The sequence below is a fragment of the Salmonella sp. SJTUF14076 genome (genome assembly GCF_015534835.1).
GTDB classification, from domain to species: domain Bacteria; phylum Pseudomonadota; class Gammaproteobacteria; order Enterobacterales; family Enterobacteriaceae; genus Salmonella; species Salmonella enterica.
In genome coordinates, this window is record NZ_CP064674.1 from 4,322,618 (window position 1) to 4,337,382 (window position 14,765).

Genomic DNA, 14,765 nt, shown 5'->3' on the forward strand with positions numbered 1-14,765 from the left:
ATACCGACCATTCTCTACCGTTATTTTATAATATCTTTTTGTTGTCAAAAAATGGCTATAAATTATATATTTTGCAGATGAGATTTCTCTTTCATATTTAAGACAATCCGGGTTATTGCAGTACATTTATGAACTTCGGCTGGATAATGATGTGCCGAGGCGAGTCGGCCAGAGGCGATAAGCGACATTTTTCCGTAAGTCATTCCGTGAGATATGCGCTTCTCTTTTTTGAAAGGGATACTAAGACAATAATACCAGGTAAGAAAATGCCTGGTTTACACCAGGCATTTCAGCAGACGAGAACTATAGCGAAAATGCAAATAACGCTTTGAGTTTTTTACCAAAAATCAGAACGGAATGTCGTCGTCAAAATCCATTGGCGGTTCGTTAGACGGCGCTGGCGCGGATTGCTGTGGACGCGACTGCGCGCCGCCGCTGAACTGGTTACCGCCCTGCGGCTGCTGAGGTTGTTGCGGCTGACCCCAACCCCCCTGCTGCTGACCGCCTGCCGGTGCGCCGCCGCCCTGGCGACCACCCAGCATCTGCATCACGCCGCCGATCTGCGGAACGTTAATTTCAGTCGTATAGCGTTCCTGGCCACTCTGATCGGTCCACTTGCGGGTACGCAATTGACCTTCGATATACACCTGAGAACCTTTACGCAGATATTCGCCGGCCACTTCCGCCAGTTTGCCGAACATCACCACCCGGTGCCATTCAGTCTGCTCTTTCATTTCGCCGGTCTGCTTATCGCGCCAGGATTCAGAAGTAGCCAGCGTTAAGTTGGCGACAGCGCCGCCACTCGGCATATAGCGTACTTCCGGGTCCTGGCCCAGATTACCAACGAGAATCACCTTGTTTACGCCTCTGCTGGCCATAATTGAGTCTCCTGAATACGTTTCATAAATAGTGTAAACGCGTGAGTGTACCATTTCCACGTAGCATTTTAATAGCTGCGATGCAGGTTCCAGGTCACTCGCGCGAACCTCATATTGTTGCATACTTTAGCTGAAGATGCATTCCAATACTGTATATTCAAACAGGTTAAATTGTGTCATAATTAGCCGTTTCTGCCGTTTGTCCTTCAAACAAACCAGGCATCCGAGTCTCTACCGGGAAAGGTGAATGGATAAGATCGAAGTTCGGGGCGCCCGCACCCATAATCTCAAAAATATTAACCTCGTCATCCCCCGCGACAAACTGATTGTCGTGACCGGGCTTTCGGGTTCAGGCAAATCCTCACTGGCTTTCGACACTCTGTATGCCGAAGGGCAGCGTCGTTACGTTGAATCGCTCTCCGCTTACGCGCGGCAGTTTTTGTCGCTCATGGAAAAACCGGATGTCGACCATATTGAGGGGCTATCGCCCGCGATCTCAATTGAACAGAAATCGACATCGCACAACCCGCGCTCTACGGTGGGTACTATTACCGAGATCCACGACTACCTGCGCCTGCTGTTTGCCCGCGTGGGCGAGCCGCGTTGTCCGGATCATGACGTGCCGCTGGCGGCGCAAACCGTTAGCCAGATGGTCGATAACGTGCTGTCACAGCCGGAAGGCAAACGTCTGATGCTGCTCGCGCCGATTATTAAAGAGCGTAAAGGCGAACACACCAAAACGCTGGAAAATCTGGCAAGCCAGGGTTACATTCGCGCCCGTATTGACGGCGAAGTCTGCGATCTCTCCGATCCGCCGAAGCTGGAGCTACAAAAGAAACATACCATTGAGGTGGTGATCGATCGCTTCAAAGTTCGCAACGATCTTTCCCAACGCCTGGCGGAGTCGTTCGAAACGGCGCTGGAATTATCCGGCGGCACGGCGGTTGTTGCCGATATGGACGATGAGAAAGCGGAGGAGCTTCTGTTCTCCGCCAATTTTGCCTGCCCGATTTGCGGCTACAGTATGCGCGAGCTGGAACCGCGTTTGTTCTCGTTCAACAACCCGGCAGGCGCCTGCCCGACCTGTGACGGCCTCGGCGTTCAGCAATATTTCGATCCGGACCGCGTGATCCAGAATCCCGACCTGTCGCTGGCAGGCGGCGCGATTCGTGGTTGGGATCGTCGCAATTTTTACTACTTTCAAATGCTCAAGTCGCTGGCGGAACACTATAAGTTCGACGTAGATGCGCCGTGGGCAAGCCTCAGCGCCAACGTACATAAAGTCGTGCTGTACGGTTCCGGCAAAGAGAACATTGAATTTAAATATATGAACGATCGCGGCGATACTTCCGTGCGCCGCCATCCGTTCGAAGGCGTGCTGCATAATATGGAGCGCCGTTATAAAGAGACGGAATCCAGCGCGGTGCGCGAAGAGCTGGCGAAGTTCATCAGTAATCGCCCCTGCGCCAGCTGTGAAGGCACGCGACTGAATCGCGAAGCGCGCCATGTATTTGTGGAAAATACGCCGCTGCCTGCTATTTCCGATATGAGCATTGGCCATGCGATGGATTTTTTCACTAATCTCAAGCTTTCCGGGCAACGAGCGAAAATCGCCGAAAAAGTGCTAAAAGAGATCGGCGATCGCCTCAAGTTTCTGGTGAACGTCGGCCTGAACTATCTCACGCTCTCCCGCTCGGCAGAGACGCTTTCCGGCGGCGAAGCCCAGCGTATTCGTCTGGCGAGCCAGATAGGCGCCGGGTTAGTCGGCGTGATGTATGTACTGGATGAACCGTCCATCGGTCTGCACCAGCGCGATAACGAACGGCTGCTGGGTACGCTGATTCATCTGCGCAATCTTGGCAATACCGTGATTGTGGTGGAACACGATGAAGACGCCATTCGCGCCGCCGACCATGTGATCGATATTGGCCCCGGCGCGGGCGTTCACGGCGGCGAGGTGGTGGCGGAAGGCCCGCTGGAAGCCATTATGGCGGTACCGGAATCACTGACCGGCCAGTACATGAGCGGTAAACGCAAAATTGAAGTGCCGAAACAACGCGTGCCGGCAAATCCAGAAAAAGTGCTCAAACTCACCGGCGCACGCGGCAACAACCTGAAAGATGTGACCCTTACGCTACCGGTAGGGCTGTTTACCTGTATCACCGGCGTCTCGGGCTCCGGTAAATCGACGCTGATTAACGACACGCTGTTCCCCATCGCCCAGCGTCAGTTAAACGGGGCGACTATCGCCGAACCGGCGCCGTATCGGGATATTCAGGGGCTGGAACATTTCGATAAAGTGATCGATATCGACCAGAGCCCGATCGGGCGCACCCCGCGTTCCAACCCGGCGACCTATACGGGCGTCTTTACCCCGGTTCGCGAACTTTTTGCTGGCGTGCCGGAATCTCGCTCGCGCGGCTATACGCCAGGGCGATTCAGCTTCAACGTGCGCGGCGGTCGCTGCGAAGCGTGCCAGGGCGATGGCGTCATTAAAGTCGAAATGCACTTTCTGCCGGATATTTACGTGCCGTGCGACCAGTGCAAAGGCAAGCGCTATAACCGGGAAACGCTGGAGATTAAGTACAAAGGCAAGACCATCCACGAAGTGCTGGATATGACCATTGAAGAAGCGCGTGAGTTCTTTGATGCGGTTCCGGCGCTGGCGCGTAAGCTGCAGACGCTGATGGACGTAGGGCTGACCTATATCCGTCTTGGTCAGTCGGCGACAACGCTTTCCGGCGGCGAGGCCCAGCGCGTGAAGCTGGCGCGCGAACTGTCGAAGCGCGGCACCGGGCAGACGCTGTATATTCTCGACGAGCCGACCACCGGCCTGCACTTTGCCGATATTCAGCAGTTGCTTGACGTTCTGCATCAGTTACGCGATCAGGGCAACACCATCGTGGTGATCGAACACAACCTGGACGTCATTAAAACGGCGGACTGGATTGTCGACCTCGGCCCGGAAGGCGGCAGCGGCGGCGGCGAAATTCTCGTCGCCGGTACGCCGGAAACCGTGGCGGAGTGCGAGGCGTCGCATACCGCCCGCTTCCTTAAACCTATGCTCAAATAACCTTCACGCCGCTTTCCGATTCGCCGGGAAGCGGCATCATTTTTCCTCATCCCACCTCATTGTATCCGTGTTGAGCATTTGTGATTTGCGTGCCGCCTCGCTCTGACATGTGATAGCGCAAACGGTCTGTTATGGAAAACACCATGAAGTTGCCCTACGCAATCACACTACTGCTGTGTCTGTTTTTATCCGCCTGTACGCTGCCTGACCGCTTTAGCGCCGTGGCTTTTCAACAACTGACGCTATTACAAGCGCGCTCAACCCGCTTCCTGCAGGACGCGGCGCGAATACCGTGGCAAAAAGAGACACTGCTCAAGGATGACCGCGATATCCGCCAGACATTTTTTCAGGCTGAGCGGGTCGCCCGTCAAGGTGGGGATAAACACCGACTCGATAATCTGGCGCTGCTGAAAAATCACTATTTGCGTCTTTATGCGCGGGTTATACAACGTAAGCAACCACTTACTTACATCCAGGCTGAGAGATACCAACAGCAAAATAATCAGGTCTGGAAATTAGCCATACAGGGTGAGTGCCTGCATTGGGGCGCCCGCTGTACTCAGGGAGAAGAAAATGGCGTCTATTAACGAAATACATTACCTGATGACCACCGCCCGGGCCGAACATCCTGTAGCCTCCTCGGCGATTGCCGAGTTTATCCAGACGTATAAGCAGGCAAGAGAAGACAGCGACGACGGTATCCGCGAGTCCGCCGCGTTTATCGCCCGCGCGCTTCAGGAACATGCTCGCGGCTGGCTGGACGACGACGATATGATTATTCTGCTGGAAGGACAGCGGGACCTCGCCAGGCTACGCGCCAATAATGCGCAAATCGCCCTCGGCAGCCGTATCCGGTCTACGGTCATCCGCCTCATTGATATCGCCCTGGCGTTGTTGGTCGGCGCGCTATAATCAGGACTGCGGCAACTGCTTGCGTTTATCTTCCGGCAGCGCATTTACCGCCTGTTGATAAGAGGCATCGACCAGATAATAGAGTTGTGAATCGGGCAGCGATCCGTCCAGATAGACCGTGCTCCAGTGCGCTTTATTAAGGTGCCGACTCGGTCGTACATCGCTGTGCTGCTGGCGTAACAACTCTGCCAGTTCCGGGCTGGTTTTGAGAGAGGCTGCCGGGCGCCCATCAACTTCTTTTACCATCGCGAAAAGTACATCTTCCACTTTAATTTGCGTCGCTTTCCAGTCGCTGTGAACGCTCTGCTCTGCGCCATGTTTTGCCATGCAGTATTGCAGTAATTCCGAAATGGTCATTATCATTCCCCTTGTAGTGTCGCGATGATTTTACGTGGACCGCCGTGAATACGGTGCTCTCCCAACCAGATACCTTGCCATGTTCCTAACTGTAAACGCCCCTGGCGTACAGGCAGCAGCAACGAGACGCCCAATACTGACGACTTAATATGCGAAGGCATGTCATCCGCGCCTTCGTAGTCATGTTCATACGCCGCATTATCGGGAACGGTTTTCAGGAAATGGCGCTCCATATCAGCGCGCACGGTGGGATCGCAGTTTTCGTTTAGCGTCAGCGAGGCCGAGGTATGTAGCAACAACAGATGCAGCAAACCCGTTTCGACAGGCGGTAAGCCAGACAATTTATCGATAATTTCATCTGTTATCAGATGAAACCCGCGCGGCTTCTCGCTCAGTGTAATGGTGCGCTGATACCACATAGGCTGCTCCTTCCTAAAAACAAACGTCTCCTGAATAGTGTGCAGCAAGTCTGGAAAAGGTAAAAGCCAGCGGGGCAAGTTTGTGCAAAAATCATGCAAAAAAGGAGAGCCTGTCGCTCTCCTGATTTTTAGTACTCCGAGTTGACAATGACTTCCTCGCCAAACGCTCCTGCCTGCGGCAGCGGTTTGTAGGTGGAGTTAGCCGCGCGCAGGATGCGAATACCGCGGATACCACAATCACGAGCCGCGGTAATATCGTTATCCGAATCGCCGTAGAAGATACGCATGTTCTTCTCCTGCAGCCACTGGACTTTCGTATTTTGTCCCGGTTTATCGCCGGCGAAAATCACCGGATTCATATTCGCCGCCGGAATATGGAAGTTATCCGCCAGCGTTTTCGACACGGTTTCCGTTTTCGTCTGACTACGACCAGTGACAAAGTAAATACTGTCGCCACGGCGAACATGCATATCAATGAGCTGTCGGGCCACTTCTTTTGGAATACTGAACTCATCCCAGCCGTTGTTCATTTTTTCCCAAAAGGCCGGATTTTTCAGATAATCGTCGCTGTCCGGGGAATAGGTTTTCTTTCCGCGCCAGAATCCGGGGCTGGAAAATAACACGGTGTCGTCAATATCAAAGCCGACCGCCATCGGCGGGCGTCCGGTGAGGCTGTTTTCAATCTGGGCGACAGAGACCCAATGGACAGGCGCTTGTTCCGCGAGTTTTGCAACATTAGTGCCCGGATTGAGCGTCGAAGGGGAAGATACTAACGCATTCGCGGAATGGTTTAGCGTAAACAATAAACAGACGGCGCTCAGCGCCAGGGTTATTTTTTTCATGCTTTTCCCTTAAAATTCAAAATATTATAATTATTAAGATGAGTCTTTGCTCAAAAAACTATCTGACCATAACGCCAGTAACGGTCAAAAGGAAGGATTATCTGCGGTTTTGTTACGAAAAAAGAGGATGATCACAACAGCTATTGTCAGGCCGGAGGGCACTGTTATCGCCGTCCGGCCTGAATATTACATGACAGCGGCAAATGCCTTCGCCACGCGGTGTACATTTGAAGCATTAAGCCCGGCGACACACATGCGGCCACTGGCAATCAGGTAAACGCCAAACTCATCTCGCAACCGCTCGACCTGCTCCTCGCTTAACCCGGTATAGCTGAACATACCGCGCTGCTGTAACAAGTAATCAAAGTTGCGGTCAGGCATCTCCGCCTTCAGCTCTTTCACCAGCGTCTGGCGCATCGATATAATGCGGGTACGCATCGCGTCGACTTCCGCCAGCCAGCTCGCTTTTAACGCCTCATCGCCCAGGACCGTAGCGACCACCTGAGCGCCGAAACACGGCGGACTGGAGTAAATTCGGCGCACCGTCGCTTTTAGCTGTCCCAGAACCCGCGCGGCAATTTCAGCATCTTCACACACCACGGACAGGCCGCCGACGCGCTCGCCGTACAGCGAGAAAATCTTCGAAAAAGAGTTACTGACTAACGCAGGTAACCCGGCGCTGGCAATGGCGCGAATAGCGTAAGCATCCTCGTCCATGCCTGCGCCAAACCCCTGATAGGCAATATCAAGGAACGGAATCAGATCGCGCGCTTTCACTATTTCAATCACCGCATCCCATTGCGAAGGCGTTAAATCCGCCCCGGTCGGGTTGTGACAACAGGGGTGCAGCAACACGATACTGCGCGCAGGTAACGTATTCAGCGTGGCCAGCAGATCGTTAAAACGGATGCCGTTAGTCGCGTCGTCATACCAGGGGTAAGTACTCACTTCGAATCCTGCCCCGGCAAATATCGCAATATGGTTTTCCCAGGTGGGGTCGCTCACCCATACGCCTGCGTCGGGGAAATAACGCTTAAGGAAATCCGCGCCTACTTTCAGCGCGCCGGAGCCGCCTAATGTCTGGATAGTGGCCACGCGCTGTTGCTGAAGAATCGGGTGATCGGCGCCAAAGAGCAAAGGCGCGATAGTATGGCGATAAGTATTGAGTCCTTCCATCGGCAGGTACAGCGAAGCGCCATGCGGCTGCGCGTTAAGCCGGGCTTCGGCTTCGGCCACCGTTTTAAGCTGTGGGATAATCCCGTCTTCGTTGTAATACAGGCCAATGCTCAGATTCACTTTGTCGTGACGGGAGTCGTCCTTAAAACGCTCCATCAGTGAAAGAATCGGATCGCCGGCATAGGCGTCAACTTTTTGAAACACGCGATGGTTCTCCAGGTTTACAGATGGCAGGAAATAACACAATAAACCGGAAGGACGAGAAGATCGAGAGGATGTTGTGGTGGATGCGCATATTACCGGATGGCGGCGTGAACGTCTTATCCGGCCTGCAGCCCATGCGCGATACAAGCCGGATAAGCGCAAGCGCCACCCGGCCCGCCGCGCATTTAATCAATATACTTCATCGCCACCCTTGAGGTCAGGCGCGTGATAAGTTCGTAAGCACTTACTTTTGTCATTTCAGCGATACGTTCAACCGGCAGACCTTCACCCCATAAGACCACCGGATCGCCCGCGTTATCCTGCGCGTTTGGCCCCAAATCTACGCAAATCATATCCATCGCCACCCGCCCGACAATCGGAACTTCACGACCATTGACCAGTACTGGCGTACCGGAAGGCGCCGCTCGTGGGTAGCCATCGCCATAACCCATCGCCACCACGCCCAGGCGCGTGTCGCGCTCACTCACCCATGTCCCGCCGTAGCCCACCGGTTCGCCCGCTTTGTGGTCACGCACCGCGATCAAACTGGAGGTTAAGGACATCACCGGCTGAAAACCAAAATCCGGCCCCCAGGGTTTGTGTTCCAGCGGCGATACGCCATACAAAATTATGCCCGGACGCGCCCAGTCAAAGTGAGACTGCGGCCACAGCAGAATACCGCCAGACGCGGCAATAGAGCGCTGCCCGGGTTTACCCCGACAGAAGGCATTAAAAATGTCGAGCTGATGTTCGGTAGCGCCGCATTCCGGCTCATCCGCACGGGCAAAATGGCTGACGATATTCACCGGCTGGCGTACATTTTTACAGTGCGTCAGACGCTGGTAGAACGCCTCCGCCTCTTCGGGACGCACGCCGAGACGATGCATACCGGTATCCAGCTTCATCCAGACCGTTACCGGCTCCGCCAGCTCCACCGCCTCCAGGGCGGCAAGCTGCTCTTGATTATGTACGGCGGTATGCAGACATTGCGCGGAAATGGTCGGCAAATCGGCGGCGTCGAAAAAACCCTCCAGCAGCAGGATAGGCTGCGTGATCCCGCCCGCTCGCAGACGTAGAGCCTCTTCAAGACGCGCCACGCCAAAAGCGTCAGCATCAGGGAGCGTTCGCGCGGTCTCCAGAAGACCGTGTCCATAAGCGTTCGCTTTCACCACCGCAACCAGCTTACTGGCAGGCGCCAGTTCACGCAGACGTTGCAGGTTGTGTCGCAGAGCGCGGCGGTTAATGACGACTGTTGCCGCTTGCATTTGAATTCCTTGTTAAAAGAATGACGGAGAGTTACTCATCATCGTATTGCGGTCCCGCATAGTTATCGAAGCGCGACCACTGACCATTGAACGTCAGACGAACCGTACCGATAGGACCGTTACGTTGCTTACCAATAATAATTTCAGCAATGCCTTTTAAGTCGCTGTTCTCGTGATAAACCTCATCACGGTAGATAAACATAATTAAGTCGGCATCCTGTTCAATAGAGCCGGATTCACGCAGGTCGGAGTTCACCGGACGTTTATCCGCGCGTTGTTCCAGGGAGCGGTTAAGCTGCGATAGCGCCACGACCGGCACCTGGAGTTCCTTCGCCAGCGCTTTCAACGAGCGGGAAATTTCGGCGATTTCCAGAGTACGGTTATCAGAAAGCGACGGCACACGCATCAATTGCAGGTAGTCGATCATAATCAGACTTAACCCGCCATGTTCGCGGAAAATACGCCGCGCGCGCGAACGGACTTCTGTCGGCGTAAGACCTGAGGAGTCGTCAATATACATATTGCGTTTCTCCAGCAGAATGCCCATCGTGCCGGAGATTCGCGCCCAGTCTTCATCATCGAGTTGACCGGTACGAATACGTGTCTGATCGACGCGGGACAGCGAGGCCAGCATACGCATCATGATCTGTTCGCCGGGCATCTCCAGACTAAAGATCAGTACCGGCTTATCTTGCAACATCGCCGCATTTTCGCAGAGGTTCATCGCAAAAGTGGTTTTACCCATGGAGGGGCGCGCCGCAACGATAATCAAATCCGAACGCTGTAACCCTGCCGTCTTTTTATTGAGATCCTGATAGCCGGTATCCACGCCTGTAACGCCATCGTGCGGTTGCTGGAACAACTGCTCAATACGCGCCACGGTAGCGTCGAGGATCTGGTCGATGCTTTTCGGACCTTCGTCTTTGTTGGCCCGGTTTTCCGCGATCTGGAAGACGCGCGACTCCGCCAGATCCAGCAGTTCGTCGCTATTGCGCCCCTGTGGATCGTAACCGGCATCCGCAATTTCATGCGCCACCGCGATCATATCGCGGACCACGGCGCGTTCGCGCACAATGTCCGCATAAGCACTGATGTTCGCCGCGCTTGGCGTATTTTTAGACAACTCCGCCAGATAGGCGAAGCCGCCGACGCTGTCCAGTTGGCCCTGCCGCTCCAGCGATTCCGCGAGCGTAATCAGGTCGATAGGACTGCCGCTTTCCTGCAAGCGCCCCATCTCCGTAAAGATATGGCGATGCGGGCGGGTATAGAAATCTTCCGCCACCACGCGCTCGGCCACATCGTCCCAGCGCTCGTTATCCAGCATTAAACCGCCCAACACCGACTGTTCCGCTTCAATCGAGTGCGGCGGCACTTTTATCCCGGCAACCTGCGGATCGCGGTCGCGGGCATCAGTCTGTGGTTTGTTGAAGGGTTTATTTCCTGCCATAGTGAATGGAGTTACCGAGATAGTGATTGGGTCGAAAGATTACCACATTTCTTTTGGAGGAAGCATGGCAACGCGTATTGAATTTCACAAGCATGGTGGTCCGGAAGTGCTTCAGACCGTGGAGTTTACGCCAACGGAACCGGCGGAACACGAAATCCAGGTTGAGAACAAAGCCATTGGTATCAACTTCATCGACACCTATATCCGTAGCGGACTCTATCCGCCCCCGTCGTTGCCTGCGGGCCTGGGAACCGAAGCTGCGGGTGTGGTCAGTAAAGTCGGCAACGGCGTGGAGCACATTCGCGTCGGCGATCGCGTCGTCTACGCGCAGTCAACGCTCGGCGCTTACAGTTCTGTCCATAACGTCCCCGCAGATAAAGCCGCGATTTTACCTGACGCCATTTCCTTCGAACAGGCGGCAGCCTCTTTTCTCAAGGGATTGACCGTTTTTTACCTGTTGCGCAAAACCTATGAAGTGAAACCCGACGAACCCTTCCTGTTTCATGCCGCTGCGGGCGGCGTCGGTCTGATCGCCTGCCAATGGGCAAAAGCGCTGGGCGCGAAGCTTATCGGTACCGTCGGTAGCGCGCAAAAAGCGCAGCGGGCGCTGGACGCCGGTGCCTGGCAGGTAATTAATTACCGTGAGGAGAGCATTGTCGAACGGGTAAAAGAGATCACCGGCGGCAAAAAAGTCCGCGTGGTCTATGACTCCGTGGGGAAAGATACCTGGGAAGCCTCACTGGACTGCCTGCAACGACGGGGACTGATGGTCAGTTTCGGCAATGCGTCCGGCCCCGTCACTGGCGTGAATTTAGGTATTCTGAATCAGAAAGGTTCCCTGTATGCCACGCGACCTTCACTACAGGGGTATATTACGACACGTGAAGAACTGACCGAAGCCAGCAATGAATTGTTCTCATTGATCGCCAGCGGCGTGATTAAAGTTGATGTGGCTGAAAATCAACGCTATGCGTTAAAAGATGCCCGTCGCGCGCATGAGGTACTGGAAAGCCGGGCCACACAGGGCTCAAGCCTGCTGATTCCGTAATAGCTCTGCAAAGAAATTGGGCTTCCACCCGGGAAGCCCTTTCTTTTTTTGTTCGGCTGTATGTAGGGTACAGCGCGATGAATTCGTTACCTGCGCAATCATGACAGATTTAATAATCGATTCCTATTTGCTTGTGAGGGCAAAGTTCCAGGTTGTGACGAACCGCTCAATACCTTAGTAAAACCGACGGTTATTGCGCTGATACTGTGGGATTTTTGGCGTTTTTACTGCTTTGATCACCCACACCACAGCCACCGCCAGCAGTAGCCACGGTAACAGCTTGATCATCAGGGCGAACATTCCACCCAGGAACATGACGGCAGTCGCTACAACCAGCGCGGCCAGAATGCCCAGCAAGGAGACGCCCGTCACCATTAACATCAGAAAAAAGCCAAGCACAAAAAGTAGTTCCAGCATAGTCGCTCCCCATAAAGATGGCATTGCCCGGCGGCACGGCGCTTACCGGGTTTGGTCAGGTAAGCTATTACAAAAATCATGCCAATATTTATGTTTTTGATATATAAAGAAAACGCCCTGCAAGACTGCACAGAGCGTGGTGAGATTGACTAATTTTTGGCGAACTTTTAACGCTTGTCTGCTACCAGTTTTAGCGCCTGCTCCAGTACAGCAACATCCGCGCCAGCTTTATGGGCGTTTTCGCTCAGATAGCGACGCCACTGCCGCGCGCCGGGGATGCCCTGGAACAACCCCAGCATATGGCGAGTGATATGCCCCAGATACGCTCCCTGGCTCAATTCACGCTCAATATAGGGATACATCGCGCGAACCACCGTAACCGGGTCGGCATCGGTGGTATCGGCGCCGAAAATCTCCCGATCTACCGCGGCCAGTATACCCGGATTCTGATAAGCTTCGCGGCCAACCATGACGCCATCCATATGGCGCAGGTGTTCCTTCGCCTCTTCCAGCGATTTGATGCCGCCGTTAATGGACATGGTCAGGTGCGGAAAATCCCGCTTTAGCTGGTATACGCGCGGGTAATCCAGCGGCGGGATCTCACGATTTTCTTTCGGGCTTAAGCCAGAAAGCCAGGCTTTGCGCGCATGGATAATAAACATCTCGCATTCGCCCCGACCGGAAACCGTATCGATGAAATCACACAGAAACGCATAACTGTCCTGATCGTCAATACCAATGCGGGTTTTTACCGTTACCGGAATCGAGACGACATCACGCATGGCTTTAACACAATCGGCGACCAGTTGCGCATTGCCCATCAAACAGGCGCCAAACATACCATTTTGTACGCGATCGGAGGGGCACCCCACGTTGAGGTTAATTTCATCGTAGCCACGCGCTTCCGCCAGCTTTGCACAATGCGCAAGCTGAGCCGGATCGCTTCCACCAAGCTGTAGAGCGACCGGATGCTCTTCTTCGCTATAAGCCAGATAGTCACCCTTACCGTGAATAATCGCGCCCGTGGTCACCATTTCGGTGTAGAGCAGCGTCTGGCGAGACAGCAAACGCAGGAAATAGCGGCAATGTCTGTCCGTCCAGTCGAGCATAGGCGCGATGGAGAAGCGATAAGCAGGGAAAGCGGAGGACTGGGTTTCAGGCTGCATGGCGAATAAATAAGCATCCGGTTAAAAAAGGGGCGTTACTATAGCATAACGCTAAACCGGAGGCGTAGCGCCTCCGGTGAAAGCACCTCAGAATGTCATCGTAAGCTGCGCGCCTGCCCCCCAGGTTTCATCTTCGCCGTACAGTCCCATTAAATCGAGATGCACACGGTTAAAGGGTGCAAAGCCAAGACCGCCGGTAACCACATTGCTATCGTTATTTTTCACATCCGCACGATACCCTGCGCGCACCGCCAGCCATGACAACGGTCGAACTTCAGCGCCGACACCCACGTACTGTGAATTGTCTTCGCTCTTAAAGCCTTTCGTTTCCGTCAGATCGCCATCGGCGCTTACGGTCAGCAAATCGTTATGCCATGCGATGCCCGCGGTAACCAGGGGGCGGATTTGGTATGTATCTTTGTAGTTGGTGGTTTCTCCCGTCATACCATTAGTGATGTAAATATCTTTCGTATCGATATCGCGAGATACCAGATTTTGCCCGCTCAGCCCCAACGTCCAGTTTTCACCGATATCGGCAGCAAGCCCCGCATCAATGTTAAAACCCGTATCGTCATTGCGATAACGGCTGCTATTCCAGTCGCTACTGTCGTAGTTATAAATTGAGGTGGTGTAGTTATAGAGCCAGGTTTTTTGCAGTTTTGGCGTAACGCCAATGGAAACAGGCACCTCGCCCACCACAAACTGCTTCGCCAGTGCAATACCGTAGTCAGACACAATCGCTACCCGCCCCGACGCGGTAGAGTTTAAATGCTTTGTAATTTCGTCAGACCCCAGCAAAGCAGCGCGTCCTGCTTCACGAAGCGCGACACGTTCATCATGCTGGATATCGCGCAGATACTGAATATCGTTCTGATCAATGGACGAACTCACGCGCCCATGCGCATAACCTTTGGCGATAAACGCCACGGAAAGCGTTTGCCCTGGAATACTTACCGCCAACCCGGCGCCGGCATTGGCGCGGGCGGTTTTTCCGTTGAGATATTCCAGCTCATCGGCCAGGTCGCGCGCGGCGCCCTGAAATTGATTCAGCACGCCTCGCGGATTGAGCAGAATTTGCCCCAACGTAAGGTTATCGACGACCTCATCGTAGTAATCCACTTTATCGCTGATATCGTCAATTTCATCCTGGAGATTGTCTTTATCCGTAATCTGGACGCCGACCGCAGGAAGGACAACAGTGATATTGTCTTCCGGTTTGGCTTTTGCCAGTAACGCCGGATTTAACAGTACTCCGCTGCCATAATTCGCGGACGCGACGCCCGTCCCGCCCATTGCGTCATTACGCGCTTCCGTCCAGGTATTGGCGGCGCCCGCCTGCTTTGCCATAAAAAGCGAGACCGCGATAGCAATCAGTGAAAGTTTGACGTTTTTGTTCACAGTTAGCCCATCTTATTATCAGGTGAAGTAATCCCTCCGCCACGCTTTACCGGACAGAGGCGAACTATTGCTGTGAAATAGTGATGTTAAATCCTGTTGTTATAATATCGACCCTCATTAGGTATAGATGAGAATACTGGCGCGGAAAAGCTTAGCAGGCGAT

At 53.8% G+C, this 14,765-nt stretch carries 14 protein-coding genes; 4 read left to right on the top strand and 10 right to left on the bottom strand.

All coding sequences use genetic code 11. The annotated features are described in order from the left end of the window. Positions 1-347: 347 nt before the first annotated feature. Positions 348-878, bottom strand: a complete 531-nt coding sequence (ssb1, locus tag HU143_RS20770; RefSeq protein ID WP_000168322.1) for a single-stranded DNA-binding protein SSB1 — start codon at positions 876-878, stop codon at positions 348-350. 247 nt (positions 879-1,125) lie between these two features. Here ssb1 and uvrA point away from each other — a divergent pair, with 247 nt between their 5' ends. The 3 genes from uvrA (at position 1,126) to HU143_RS20785 (ending at position 4,863) form a co-directional block, all read left to right on the top strand. Next, positions 1,126-3,951, top strand: a complete 2,826-nt coding sequence (uvrA, locus tag HU143_RS20775) for an excinuclease ABC subunit UvrA (protein WP_000357724.1) — start codon at positions 1,126-1,128, stop codon at positions 3,949-3,951. A 131-nt stretch (positions 3,952-4,082) separates the two neighbouring features. After that, positions 4,083-4,538 (top strand): hypothetical protein, encoded by a 456-nt coding sequence (locus HU143_RS20780; protein WP_001609612.1) that lies wholly within the window; start codon positions 4,083-4,085, stop codon positions 4,536-4,538. After that, positions 4,525-4,863 (top strand): hypothetical protein, encoded by a 339-nt coding sequence (locus tag HU143_RS20785; protein WP_000146600.1) that lies wholly within the window; start codon positions 4,525-4,527, stop codon positions 4,861-4,863. The genes HU143_RS20780 and HU143_RS20785 overlap by 14 nt, the downstream gene beginning before the upstream one ends. Here HU143_RS20785 and HU143_RS20790 read toward each other — a convergent pair whose 3' ends face one another. The 6 genes from HU143_RS20790 to dnaB all read right to left on the bottom strand — a co-directional run bounded on the left by HU143_RS20790 (position 4,864) and on the right by dnaB (position 10,573). Further along, on the bottom strand, positions 4,864-5,220 hold the full coding sequence (locus HU143_RS20790) for an MmcQ/YjbR family DNA-binding protein (RefSeq protein ID WP_023227584.1): 357 nt from the start codon (positions 5,218-5,220) through the stop codon (positions 4,864-4,866). A 2-nt stretch (positions 5,221-5,222) separates the two neighbouring features. Beyond that, entirely contained in the window at positions 5,223-5,639 is a 417-nt protein-coding gene (locus tag HU143_RS20795; RefSeq protein WP_000270392.1) for a secondary thiamine-phosphate synthase enzyme YjbQ, read from the bottom strand. 128 nt (positions 5,640-5,767) lie between these two features. Next, positions 5,768-6,481, bottom strand: a complete 714-nt coding sequence (gene aphA, locus HU143_RS20800) for an acid phosphatase AphA (RefSeq protein ID WP_000724436.1) — start codon at positions 6,479-6,481, stop codon at positions 5,768-5,770. A gap of 186 nt (positions 6,482-6,667) precedes the next feature. Continuing rightward, entirely contained in the window at positions 6,668-7,861 is a 1,194-nt protein-coding gene (gene tyrB / locus HU143_RS20805) for an aromatic amino acid transaminase (protein ID WP_023227585.1), read from the bottom strand. A gap of 185 nt (positions 7,862-8,046) precedes the next feature. Further along, entirely contained in the window at positions 8,047-9,126 is a 1,080-nt protein-coding gene (gene alr / locus HU143_RS20810) for an alanine racemase (protein WP_001147301.1), read from the bottom strand. Positions 9,127-9,157: 31 nt separating this feature from the next. After that, complete coding sequence (gene dnaB, locus HU143_RS20815) at positions 9,158-10,573, bottom strand: replicative DNA helicase (protein WP_000918353.1); 1,416 nt, start codon at positions 10,571-10,573, stop codon at positions 9,158-9,160. 64 nt (positions 10,574-10,637) lie between these two features. Between dnaB and HU143_RS20820 the strand changes: the two genes are divergently transcribed. Continuing rightward, the gene (locus HU143_RS20820) at positions 10,638-11,621 is read left to right on the top strand and encodes a quinone oxidoreductase (RefSeq protein WP_000235555.1); all 984 of its coding nucleotides are present in this window, start codon (positions 10,638-10,640) and stop codon (positions 11,619-11,621) included. 174 nt (positions 11,622-11,795) lie between these two features. Here the strand turns inward: HU143_RS20820 and pspG are convergent, their stop codons facing one another. From pspG to HU143_RS20835, 3 genes are all read right to left on the bottom strand, one after another. After that, positions 11,796-12,038, bottom strand: a complete 243-nt coding sequence (gene pspG, locus HU143_RS20825) for an envelope stress response protein PspG (protein WP_000891414.1) — start codon at positions 12,036-12,038, stop codon at positions 11,796-11,798. A 167-nt stretch (positions 12,039-12,205) separates the two neighbouring features. Continuing rightward, a complete protein-coding gene (dusA, locus tag HU143_RS20830; protein ID WP_001182228.1) occupies positions 12,206-13,204 on the bottom strand; it encodes a tRNA dihydrouridine(20/20a) synthase DusA in 999 nt (332 codons plus the stop codon). Between the two features lie 87 nt (positions 13,205-13,291). Then, complete coding sequence (locus HU143_RS20835; RefSeq protein WP_023227586.1) at positions 13,292-14,602, bottom strand: conjugal transfer protein TraF; 1,311 nt, start codon at positions 14,600-14,602, stop codon at positions 13,292-13,294. Positions 14,603-14,765: the final 163 nt, after the last annotated feature.

Bases quoted from the DNA above. Each gene is read 5' to 3' on its own strand.
- ssb1 (WP_000168322.1), bottom strand. From the start codon at position 878: ATGGCCAGCAGAGGCGTAAACAAGGTGATTCTCGTTGGTAATCTGGGC.
- uvrA (WP_000357724.1), top strand. From the start codon at position 1,126: ATGGATAAGATCGAAGTTCGGGGCGCCCGCACCCATAATCTCAAAAAT.
- HU143_RS20780 (WP_001609612.1), top strand. From the start codon at position 4,083: ATGGAAAACACCATGAAGTTGCCCTACGCAATCACACTACTGCTGTGT.
- HU143_RS20785 (WP_000146600.1), top strand. From the start codon at position 4,525: ATGGCGTCTATTAACGAAATACATTACCTGATGACCACCGCCCGGGCC.
- HU143_RS20790 (WP_023227584.1), bottom strand. From the start codon at position 5,220: ATGACCATTTCGGAATTACTGCAATACTGCATGGCAAAACATGGCGCA.
- HU143_RS20795 (WP_000270392.1), bottom strand. From the start codon at position 5,639: ATGTGGTATCAGCGCACCATTACACTGAGCGAGAAGCCGCGCGGGTTT.
- aphA (WP_000724436.1), bottom strand. From the start codon at position 6,481: ATGAAAAAAATAACCCTGGCGCTGAGCGCCGTCTGTTTATTGTTTACG.
- alr (WP_001147301.1), bottom strand. From the start codon at position 9,126: ATGCAAGCGGCAACAGTCGTCATTAACCGCCGCGCTCTGCGACACAAC.
- dnaB (WP_000918353.1), bottom strand. From the start codon at position 10,573: ATGGCAGGAAATAAACCCTTCAACAAACCACAGACTGATGCCCGCGAC.
- HU143_RS20820 (WP_000235555.1), top strand. From the start codon at position 10,638: ATGGCAACGCGTATTGAATTTCACAAGCATGGTGGTCCGGAAGTGCTT.
- pspG (WP_000891414.1), bottom strand. From the start codon at position 12,038: ATGCTGGAACTACTTTTTGTGCTTGGCTTTTTTCTGATGTTAATGGTG.
- dusA (WP_001182228.1), bottom strand. From the start codon at position 13,204: ATGCAGCCTGAAACCCAGTCCTCCGCTTTCCCTGCTTATCGCTTCTCC.